This window comes from Nocardia sp. (genome assembly GCF_025465275.1).
Classification (GTDB): Bacteria; Actinomycetota; Actinomycetes; order Mycobacteriales; family Mycobacteriaceae; genus Nocardia.
Genome location: NZ_JAODNK010000095.1, coordinates 1 through 10,306, shown reverse-complemented (window position 1 = coordinate 10,306; position 10,306 = coordinate 1). Strand labels below are relative to the sequence as shown.

At 65.1% G+C, this 10,306-nt stretch carries 11 protein-coding genes and 1 pseudogene; 7 read left to right on the top strand and 5 right to left on the bottom strand.

Going from position 1 to position 10,306, the window contains the following annotated elements; genetic code table 11:
- Together JWN03_RS22790 and JWN03_RS22785 are read right to left on the bottom strand one after the other, a co-directional pair.
- A partial coding sequence (locus JWN03_RS22790; protein ID WP_297618531.1) for an FAD-dependent monooxygenase occupies positions 1-427 on the bottom strand: 427 nt, incomplete at its 3' end.
- 162 nt (positions 428-589) lie between these two features.
- Positions 590-1,378 carry an amidohydrolase family protein gene (locus JWN03_RS22785; RefSeq protein WP_297618528.1) on the bottom strand — a complete coding sequence of 263 codons (789 nt, stop codon included), beginning with the start codon at positions 1,376-1,378 and terminating at the stop codon, positions 590-592.
- Between the two features lie 91 nt (positions 1,379-1,469).
- Between JWN03_RS22785 and JWN03_RS22780 the strand changes: the two genes are divergently transcribed.
- From JWN03_RS22780 to JWN03_RS22760, 5 genes are all read left to right on the top strand, one after another.
- On the top strand, positions 1,470-2,051 hold the full coding sequence (locus JWN03_RS22780) for a TetR family transcriptional regulator (RefSeq protein WP_297618525.1): 582 nt from the start codon (positions 1,470-1,472) through the stop codon (positions 2,049-2,051).
- Positions 2,052-2,089: 38 nt separating this feature from the next.
- A complete protein-coding gene (locus tag JWN03_RS22775) occupies positions 2,090-2,710 on the top strand; it encodes a GNAT family N-acetyltransferase (RefSeq protein WP_297618522.1) in 621 nt (206 codons plus the stop codon).
- Between the two features lie 143 nt (positions 2,711-2,853).
- Positions 2,854-4,284 (top strand): aminoglycoside phosphotransferase family protein, encoded by a 1,431-nt coding sequence (locus JWN03_RS22770; protein WP_297618520.1) that lies wholly within the window; start codon positions 2,854-2,856, stop codon positions 4,282-4,284.
- Entirely contained in the window at positions 4,281-5,417 is a 1,137-nt protein-coding gene (locus JWN03_RS22765) for a hypothetical protein (RefSeq protein ID WP_297618517.1), read from the top strand. Before JWN03_RS22770 ends, JWN03_RS22765 begins: the two co-directional genes overlap by 4 nt.
- A 230-nt stretch (positions 5,418-5,647) precedes the next feature.
- A complete protein-coding gene (locus JWN03_RS22760; protein WP_297618514.1) occupies positions 5,648-5,923 on the top strand; it encodes a YggT family protein in 276 nt (91 codons plus the stop codon).
- An 86-nt stretch (positions 5,924-6,009) separates the two neighbouring features.
- Here JWN03_RS22760 and JWN03_RS22755 read toward each other — a convergent pair whose 3' ends face one another.
- Positions 6,010-6,807 carry an SAM-dependent methyltransferase gene (locus JWN03_RS22755; RefSeq protein ID WP_297618511.1) on the bottom strand — a complete coding sequence of 266 codons (798 nt, stop codon included), beginning with the start codon at positions 6,805-6,807 and terminating at the stop codon, positions 6,010-6,012.
- A 256-nt stretch (positions 6,808-7,063) separates the two neighbouring features.
- On the bottom strand, positions 7,064-7,969 hold the full coding sequence (locus tag JWN03_RS22750) for a hypothetical protein (protein ID WP_297618508.1): 906 nt from the start codon (positions 7,967-7,969) through the stop codon (positions 7,064-7,066).
- A gap of 462 nt (positions 7,970-8,431) precedes the next feature.
- On the opposite strand from JWN03_RS22750, the pseudogene JWN03_RS22745 reads away from it, so the two are divergent.
- Positions 8,432-9,202, top strand: a pseudogene (locus tag JWN03_RS22745) (Tn3 family transposase); the annotation flags it as partial.
- Positions 9,203-9,370: 168 nt separating this feature from the next.
- On the opposite strand, the gene JWN03_RS22740 reads toward JWN03_RS22745, so the two are convergent.
- Positions 9,371-9,988 carry a TetR/AcrR family transcriptional regulator gene (locus JWN03_RS22740; protein WP_297618506.1) on the bottom strand — a complete coding sequence of 206 codons (618 nt, stop codon included), beginning with the start codon at positions 9,986-9,988 and terminating at the stop codon, positions 9,371-9,373.
- 145 nt (positions 9,989-10,133) lie between these two features.
- On the opposite strand from JWN03_RS22740, the gene JWN03_RS22735 reads away from it, so the two are divergent.
- On the top strand, positions 10,134-10,306 hold a 173-nt coding region (locus tag JWN03_RS22735; protein ID WP_297618534.1), incomplete at its 3' end, for an SDR family NAD(P)-dependent oxidoreductase.

Below are 10,306 nucleotides of genomic sequence, written 5' to 3'. Positions count from 1 at the left end.
GCAGCTGCGTGCCGTCGGCCAGCTCGACGGTCACCCCGTCCTCGTTTCGACTCAACCCGACCAGCTCGCAGCCGCGCCGGATATCGACGCCGAGTTCGATGGCGTGCTCGGCCAGGAGGCGGTCGGTGACGGGCTGCTGGATGCCGAGGATGTACGGATGTGCGGTGTCCAGCGGGTCGGGGCGCGGCTTGGTGATGCCGGCGAAGGAGCCGCCGACCGGGTGCTGCTTACCGACCGCGAGGAATCGCTCCAGCAGACCGCGCTGGTCCAGCACCTCGACGCTGCGCACATGCAGGCCGAGCGATCGGACATTCCTGGTCGGCTCGGCCTCCTTCTCCAGCACGAGCGCCTGCACACCCTGCAGCCGCAGCTCGCCGGCCAGCATCAGGCCGGTCGGTCCACCGCCGGCAATGATCACGTCGATCATAAGACCTCTATTTCCGCTGATTCTGGCTTCGGCAGGAGATTCCGCAGCACGACCCAGGGCCTGCCGCAAGGCCCCCGATGGTTGCCGTGGAACCGCGCAACAGGTGGCCATTGCTAGGTATAGTTTCGCGCGGCATCGGAGAGGAGTTGCGCTCTGGGCGGTTCAGTCGTTGATCAGCTTGGCGAAGTTCTCCCCCAGCACCTGCCGCAGCACGCCCGGATCACTGATCGCGGCCTCGACGGTCGTGCGGGCCGCGAGCACGTCACCGTATGGCGTGTTCGATCCGAACAGGCACTGTTCAGGGACCGCCTGCGCCGCTGCCTTGACCATGAAAACCTGCAGGGCACTGGACAAATCGATGTAGAGGTTCGGGCGGGCGACGGCGAGGTCGATCAGATCCATGGCGTTGAGTCCGCCCAGTGCGCCGACGATGATCGGCACGGTCGGGTAGCGCTCGGCGAGCGCCGCATAGGTTCGGAGATCATCGACCGTATTGGGTGCGAAGCCGTGCACCAGCACCGGCAATCCACCGTAATCGGCGCTGACCGCAATCGCGGGCTCGAGCTTGGCGGCCTGGTTCGGTGCGGGCGTGAGCTCGCCGATGCCGACAATGTCCGGCCGCCGCAGATACTCGTCGCACCATTGCTTCAGCTCGGTCTCACCGAGTATCAAAGGCGCGCTCACGAATCCGACCGTCTCCTCCGGATGCGCTTCCAGTGCCGTGATCACCTCCGCGGTCACCCGGCGAACCTCGTCGATCGAAGCGGCGGCACCGCTGAGTACGGCCGTCAGCCGGGCAAATTCGGCGCGCAACCCATCGATGGTCGCGGGTGCCTCCGGATGGATCCGGGTCGACAGCAGCACCGTGCGATCCACACCGGCCTGTCGGGCACGCGCCAACTGAGCGGCGGGATCGATGGTCACGTGGGCGTGAATGTCAGTGATTTTCATAATCTCTCCAACCGAGCGAACTGGTTGGTTCGAATGCTAGGCAGGCGGTGCTGCCACTGTCAAAACGAACCAGTTCGTTACAATCGCCCCTGTGGCATACGACTCGACGGCAACCAAAGAGCGAATCCTCGCCGCGGCCTCCACCGAGTTCGCGGAATACGGCGTCGCGGGCGCCCGGGTGGACCGCATCGCGGCCAATGCGCAGGCCAATAAGCGCGCCATCTACGACTACTTCGGCGATAAGAAGGCGCTCTTCGCCGCGGTCCTCGAAAACCTCATGACCGAACTCGCCGAAGCTGTTTCGCCCAGCGACGGTGATCTGGGCACCTACGCGGGACTCCTTTTCGACTACCACCGCGCGCACCCCGAGGCCATGCGCCTACTGCTGTGGGAAGCCCTCGAAATGGGCGACAACCCGGTGCCGGACGAGGAAGCGCGCACGCACCACTACGCGAACAAGATCGAGGCGGCCAAGGCGACCTTCTCGCCGGACCATCCCGATCCGAACAGCCTCATGTTCTTCACCCTCGGCTTGGTCGGCTGGAGTCTGGCCATGCCGCAGGTGCGTCGAATGATGTTGGGCCCCAACTCGGATCTGGACACACTGCGCCCCGCGATCTGCGCGGCCGCCCGCCACCTGGCCGCGCAACCCGGCGACACCAGCGGCGCTTGATGACCACAGCCGCGGCGTCCACCCAGTACCGTGAATGCATGGACGTCACGGTTCGCCCGGCACTGCAATCGGACATTCCCGCACTCGCCGAGGTGCTCGGAATCGCCTTCACCGACGATCCGCTCATCGCCTGGCTGATTCCCGAAACCGCCACTCGCACAAAGCGAGCGACCATCATGTTCGACAGTCTGGTCCGGCACCAGTTCTTCACCGAAGGTGCTGTAGAGGTAGCGCTCGACGACACCGGCGCCATGGTCGGCGCCGCAGTGTGGTCACCACCGGGCAAGTGGCACGCCACCGAGGGCGATCTGCTCCGCCAGTTCCCCAGCCTGCTACGCGCATTCCGCCATCGACTGGTCCGAGCCGGCCGGATGTCCGATCGGATGGCCGCGGCCCACCCGCGCGAACCCCACTGGTACCTCGCCATTATCGGGACGCTGCCCAGCGCCCGCGGGCGCGGCTACGGTCAGGCGCTACTGAACTCTCGCCTCGAGCGCTGCGATGCCGAGGGCTCCCCCGCCTACCTGGAATCCAGCAAATCCGAGAATGTGCCGTACTACGAACGATTCGGTTTCGACAAGACCGGCGAACTGGACGCAACCAACGGCGGACCGCTGCTCTGGCCCATGTGGCGCGTACCCCGCCGGGAATCACCCTGAGTCGTTTGATCTGAGCATTCTCAGCCCGCTGCGAACCCCGCAGCGGGCCTTGCTTTTTCGGGACGGCTCGACGACTTCCCAACTGTGAACAGTGTCCGGACAACAAGGCACGCTGTCGGGGTGTACGCGGCGATCCGATACAAGTGAACAACGGGATAGTCAGCGCCCTCGCCAGCGCGAAGGACAGGCTGAAAATCCTGGCCGGGAAGGTAACCGAGGTTCTCGCGAGCAGGACCAGCGAGGCGGTGCAGGTTGTCGAACGGGATGTCGAGCAGAAGGAGCACGTCGACTGGCGCGGCCGGGATGCGGTCGACCAGGCCGGTGAGCCACTGCGAGCGCCCGATACCAAGGGACTCGACCGGGCAGTCGACGCCGACACCATATCGCAGAGCACCCGGCACGCATTGGATACCGCTGTAGCCTCGCGCATGAACGACGGCGGGGTGAATCCCGCTGTGCTGGAACACATCACCGACGGCTTACCGCGCATCCACATCGAGGCGGCCGACGGCACTGTCGACGTGGCGGCCATCAAGGAATTCGCAGGCACCGCTCTGGGACGTGATGACATCGAACTGCGCCCGGTAATCGGCGGTGGCCTCGAAGGCGGTCGGACCGGCGATCCTGTGTACCTGATCAAAGACAGGCCGGACAGCGTCGTCGCCGTCGCGAAAGTGTTCCGCAGCCCGGAGATGTACGTTCGCGAGCTTTCCGGCACCCAGGTGCTCAGCGCTCCCGAGTTCACCCGCTTCGACGTACCCGAGATACACGGTGTGGCGGTGACCAGCCTGAACGGCAAGGACGCCGAAGTGCTGGTGATGTCGGTAGCTCCCGGCCGCAGCATCATCAATATGATCCACGCGGTGGCCGACGCGCCGACCGACGCGGCTCGTGCCACCGCGCTGGACGAGCTGGGCACCGCCATGTCCGACACCGGGGCCGCGCTGGGTGAATTACACAGCCGCCCTGTCGGATCGGGCGGAGCGATCTCGCGTGCCTTCGCCGACACCCAGGATAGCGAGATTCACAAAGACCTCGGCAAAATAGTCGGGCACCGCGACGTACTGCGAGAGTTCGGCGTCGATGCCGGCGACCTTGCCCAGCGGGTCACTCGGGTGTTGCCGCAGGGGTGGGGCGAACTGGGTGGCTCGGCGATTACCCACGGCGACGCAAATCCGGGCAACATCTTTTGGCATCCCGACAACGGAGTGACATTCATCGACAATGGCAATGCCCATCTGGCTGTCGACGGGATGGGCCGACCGATCGGCGCACCGGCGTACGACGTGACCGGTCTGCGTGGTTGGACGAACTACGCGGCCCGCACCAATGACTTCTCCGCAGCCGAAATCGACGGTTTGAACAGAGCTTTCACCGACGGCTACCGAGCTGGGGGCGGACCGGTGTTGTCGGCCGAATCGCTGCGAGGCTACGGTGCCCGGTTGGGCGTCTGGAATGTGATGGACGCCGCCCAGCAGGTCGGCGCGGACACCCTGCGGACGAAGCCGGAGCTGGCGCGCACGCTACGGGACGCGGTAGATGGCCTCAACGAGACACTGGAGTGGACGTCATGACCAGCGCACAGAGCTATCGGTCGCCGAGTCCCGCCTGGTCGACGGCGTTGCCCCCGGCACGAGTCGACCTGGTGCCATTGCCGGCAGCACGCGGCGGCGTGCTCGTATGCTCCACCGAATCGATTGCGGCCCTTTCGATCCACGGCAACGTGGTCTGGCGGGAACAGGCGCATCGGGCCGCCGCCGTGCTGCCCGTGCTGTGCCGAGAGGATGCCGTGGCACTGGTCGCCGATGAGACAGTGGTCCTTCGATCGATCGCAGACGGCACCATACTGCGAACGTTCACTGTCGCAGGATGTGTTCGGATGTCCGGCGCACCCTGGGGGGACCTGGTCTGTCTGACGATAGGCGACGGGGGGCAAGTACACCTACGGTGTTTCGAGCCGACCGGGCGACTGCGGTGGACAACGCCGCTCCACGGTACCCAAGCACTGGTCTACGGACTGATCGCCATGGCAGAGGTGATCGTGGTGGAACAGCACGGCGCGTTGTGGGCCTTCGATCGCGATGGCCGAACGCCATGGGTGGCAGACATCAACGGCGTCAGCGATGTCGTCTCGATCGATCGGACGCGAGTCGGAACGCGGATCAACGCCGAGCCGTGCCCGGTTACGTCCGGTCGGATGCTGTTCGAGTTGGCGGGCCCCAACCCCCCGGGACTGTATGTGCTGGACGGTATCTCCGCGACCCTGACGCCGCTCGCCGCCCGCAGTCCGATACGCAGGCCGTATGCGGTGATCCCCGGCGGTGACTCCGGTCACCGGATCGTCGGCTATGGCGGGCGCATCGAAATCACCCCGCTGGAACACGAATTCGTTATCGAAGCAATCGAGTGGGACACCACGACGGCGTGGCAGTGCCGCATGAGCGCGGAGCCGATCAGTCTGGCCGCAGCCCCGGACGGCAGTGTCATCGTGGCCGCGAGCCCGACACCGGAATATTGGTCCAAATACCATCAGTTCCAGGACCTTCGGCAACAGGCCTTCATTCGATGCGTGGAACCGGACGGAGCTGTCCGCTGGCAGTGGCACCCGCCTGGCCCGCTGACCCATCGACCGATACCCGCACCCGACGGCACGGTCTACGTGTGCAGCGACAATCTGCTCTGGGCATTGCCACTGACCGGCCGGTGAGCCGACCTTCGCCGCGACGCGGGTGTTCGCGGCCGTAACTACCGGAATCCCCTGATCTTGCACGCTACGATCGGCGGGACGTCGACCTCTGAGCGGTATGTCCGGATTCGCACTGCGCAGGGGTCGACCTGACAGTCCGCTGAGAAGGCGGCACGTCAGGCACTTTCAGACCGACCGCCCGCGTTGATAAAGGTAGGGCGGCCGGCACGGCCACCACAAAGGAGTTGGTCATGAGTCTCATCGGGGCGGTGCTCGGATACCTGTTGACGGCCTTCGTGCTGGTGATGTTGGTCAGGATGGTGCTGGACTGGATCTCGATGTCGGGAAATCTGCCGGAGTGGGCGCTGAAGGCGCGTGACATTACCCATCGAGTGACCGAGCCGATTCTTGCGCCGGTACGGCGGGTACTGCCACCACTGCGCGCGGGCGGATTGGCGATCGATCTGGCATTCACGATCGTGTTCATCGTCGCGCTGGTGCTGCGGTCGGTGGCATTCAGCCTGTAGAAGGCACCGCGCACACGTAATCGAAACGGCCCCCGGCCCGGCGATATCGCCGGATCGGGGGCCGAAATATCTTGCGCCCGTGCGTACTACGCCTTGCGGGCCATCCCGGAGACGATCATCTCCTCCCAGCTGCTGAGTTCGTGCACGGTCGCATCGGACACCGGGCGCCACTTCACGCACGGGGTCACTCCCGGCTCGAGCAGCTCCAGATCACCGAACAGTGCGCCGATTTCCTCATCGGTGCGCCAGCGTCCGTGACCGAAGGCCTCCAGAATCTTCCGTTCGGTAGCCACAGCCTCGCGGGTCCGGCCGGAACGGAAGTGGGAGATGTAGATTCGGCTACCGGCAGGCACCTGAGCAGCCCAGTACTTCACTACGCCCGCCGGGTCTTCCTCGTCTTCCAGGAAGCTCAGCGTGACCGCGAAAAGCAAACCGACCGGCTCGTCGAAGTCGATCAGACGCGCGACCGCCGGATGTTCGCGAATCCAGGACGTCTTGCTGACATCGCCTTCGATCATTTCGATGCCGTCGTCGACGGCGAGCAGCGCTCGCCCGTGCGCGACCACAAACGGATCATTGTCCACGTAGACGACCCGCGCGTCCGGCTGCTGCCGGCGGACCACCTCATGGACGTTCTGCTCCGCGGGTAGCCCGCACCCCATATCGATGAACTGACGAATGCCGTCGGCCGCCATGCTTTGCACAGCGCGGAGGACGGCCTCCCGGTTGGTAATAGCGAGCTGCTCGGACCCGGGCAAGTCGCCCATGAAGTAGTCGCCGACATTCTTGTCGACGCCGTAGTTGTCTCGTCCGCCGAGCACGTAGCTGTACACGCGCGCCACACTCGGCCGGGATTGCCGCGCTCGCATGGCGTTGATATTCAAGTGACACCCCTTTACCTTCCGTGCGCCGGCGGTCGCCGGTGGCACGGGTAGTCCTGTCGGCCAGAACCTTTGCCTGAAGATCATTCCAGATCAGGTCCACGCTGAGCGCTCTTTCACACTGACGATACCGCTGCACACCCCAGGAAATCTGCCTCATCGTTGCACGTTCCAATGTCATTTCAGATGTACTGGACAGTTGGGCAGGACGCCGAAAAGTGATGAAACGGGCAAACACTCGTGAGCTGGGCTTTCCTGCCTACACGCGCTCGCTCTCCACCGTCTTCTGAGTACGTTCGGCCAGCAGACTGTCGAGTTGGCTTTCCGCGCGCTCGGCCCGAGCCAAGGTTTGCGAGCGGGCATCGTCGAGGGTTGCCAGCTGGGCAGCGGACTCCCTGCTCGCCCTCTCCAGGGCAGTCGCCGATTCGGTACGCACCGTAGCAATATCGACGGCCGCTTGGCGGCGGAAATCGGCAAGTTCAGTGCGGGAGCGCTCGAGTTCCTCGCGCAGGCGCTTCACCTCGTCGCGAGTCTCGCCGAGCACCTGATTGCGTTCGGCCACAGCCTGTTCCGCACGCTCGATAGCGCGCTCGGCATCGGCGGCGCGCTGCACCGCGAGGTCACGTTCGGCGGCTGCGGCCGTCATGCGCTGGGTACTGTCGCGCCGCACCTGCTCCACCTCGGTCGCAGCTTTGGACCGCGCCTTCTCGATCTCCTCCGTCGCTTGCTGGCGGGCACGCTCCACATTGTCGGCGGCCTCGCTTCGCGCAGCACGGATCTCGGCGTCCGCATCGGTGCGTGCGGCGAACACATCCTCGGCCGCCTGCTTGGTCATGCGCTCGACTTCCCGCAGTGCATCGTCGCGGGAACTGTGCGCCTCCGCGATTCGTGCCTCGGCTTTCTCGGCTGCCGACGCCGCATCCTCGGCCGCGGCTTCCGCTGCGGTCCTGGACTCTTCGGCCTCACGGCGGACACGATCCGCCGCGGCCGCCGCCATCTCGGCCTCGGCAATCCGTCGCGCCGCATCCGCCTGCACAGCCTGAATCTGCGCTTCGGCCACCGAAGGATCTGCGAGCGTGGACAGTTCGGCCACCGCCCCTGACAACGTGTTCCCGAGCTGATCCGCCAGCGTACGGAACTGAATCAGCAGCTCATCGGCCCGCATTCGCGCGACCCCAGCCGGACCCTGTTGCGTCACAGTGACGTTCGCAGCAGGTGTCTCGACCTCCCCCTGTTGTATCCGCTGGCGCTCTCGCCAGGCTCGCCAGCGGGTGTGATCCGGGTGATCACAGTATTCGGAGGGTCGCCCAGGGCTCCCGTCGCGCGTAATCGTTCGGGTACATCCCGGGTAGTTACAGGTGCTTGCCACCGCAAAATCGTAGCGTTGGTTTCGTCATATCCAACGCAACAACACGAAACGAATCCGTTTGACCCCCAAATCAATCCCCGCCGTTCTGACCCCCGATAAGTGAACGTTATCGGGGGTCATCCTTCGCCATATCCCCCGTCAACACCAGAATCTATTACGTTACGTTTGGTTGCGGCACACGCTACGTAACTGCAACGGAACCCCTCAAAAACTGTGCACCCCTGTACACCCGTCCCTGTCTGTCAGTTCTCAGGTGATCTGGCGGATTCTCTGGGCAACGCCAAGGATCTGCCGATCACCGAGCACGCGACCGATACCCACGGGGTGATCCTGGTGAACTTCGCGTTGTTTGAACTGGTCGGGATGCAGCTCTCGCCCCGTATCCGGGATCTGGGCAAGATCACCCTGTACCGGCCGGGATCGCGGGCAGACATCGAGGCGCGGTTCCCGTATGCCGGACCGCTTTTCACTCGCAAGCTCAACTTGGACCTCATCGGCGCGCACTACGACGATCTACTTCGTTTGAGCGGATCGCTGAAGTTCGGGCACGCCACCGCGTCGCTGCTTGTCAGGAAGCTATCGGCGTCGAGTCGACAGAACTCGCTGACTGCGGCGTTGAAAGAGTATGGGGCGCTTCGCCGTACGATCTACGCCGCCCGCTATTTGTCGGATCCGGACTATCGGCGCAAGATCGCCCGCCAGCTCAACAGGGGCGAGTCGGTCCACGCACTCAAACGTGGCCCGCTCTACGCCCACGAGGGCATGATCCGGGCGCGGCATCTCGAGGACCAGTCCGAACAAATGTGGTGCCTAACCCTGGCAACGAATGCGGTTATCGCCTGGACGACAGATGCTGTCGAGCAAATGCGGCGTGAGGGCCGCCAGGTCGATGACGAGGTTCTCGCCCACGTGTCCCCGGCCCACTCCGAGAACATCAACTTCTTCGGCGCGATCGAGGTCGACATCGCCGCCGAACTCGCCCAGTTCGGTCCGACCGGGTACCAGCCCCTGCGGATGCGTGACACTCTTTCCATGTGCGGGCGGTCAGTCGATCCAGGGGGCGGCAACCCGGGCACCCCCAGTCGATCAGCTTCTCGATGGTCATCGCCCCGCCCTATTTGGGCTGGGACCCGAATACGGGCAGAAAGGGGCCGCGGGTTCCGTAGCTGTGCACAAACTGCTGGTGAGATGGGACCGTCAGCTGGTGTGGACGGGTCGGCTCAGACGCTGGCCAGTTCGTGCAGTAGGTGGGATGGCGTTGTCAATGAGGACGGCGGCGATGGCGGCGGCGGTGGGGAAGGCGTCGGCGTTGAGGACCCGGCTGCGGGCCGCGGCCCCGTCGATGAGCAGCGCGAGCTGCTCGCCGAGCTGTTCAGGGTCGGCGGCGCCAGCTTCGCGGGCGGTGTCGGCGAGCCGCGCGGCGACGGCCTTCTTGTAGTCGCGTGCGTACTGGGATGCGGGGTGCTGGGGGTCGTTTAGTTCGACGGTGGCCGCGATGTAGGGGCACAGGGGGGTGGTGGGGGGGATGTCGAAGGCGGCGAGGAGCCGTTCGCGGGGCGTGAGGTCGGTGCGGTCGAACACGCCGGACAGAACGGAGGGGTCGAACCGGCGCAGGTACTCGGCGACGAGTTCGTCCTTGCCGGTGAAGTGCTGGTAGGCCGTGCGCTTGGACACCTGGGCCGCCGCGCAAAGCTGGTCCATGCCGGTGCGGTTGATGCCCTGCTCGCGGAACAGCTGCTGGGACGCGCTGAGGATGCGCTCGCGGGCGCCCCGGCCGCGGCGGCGGCCCTTGGGGCCCTTCTCCAACTCCGTCATGGCGCCATCGTACCTCCGTTGGGTAACGGCCGGTGTACATAGTTTGCGTCCCGGCCGCCCGCCCCGTACCGTAAGCACACAGAGCGGTGTACTTAACGCCGACACCCCAGGTGCACACGGCACCACCAGCCCCAAGGGAGCGACTATGGGAAAGCTTGACGGCAAGGTTGCGGTCATCACCGGCGGCACCACCGGTATGGCGCTGGCCGGCGCGAAGCTGTTCGTCGACGAGGGAGCGCACGTCTTCATCACCGGCCGCCGCCAGGACGCCCTGGACGAGGCCGTGAAGCAGATCGGCCGCAACGTCACCGGCGTCCA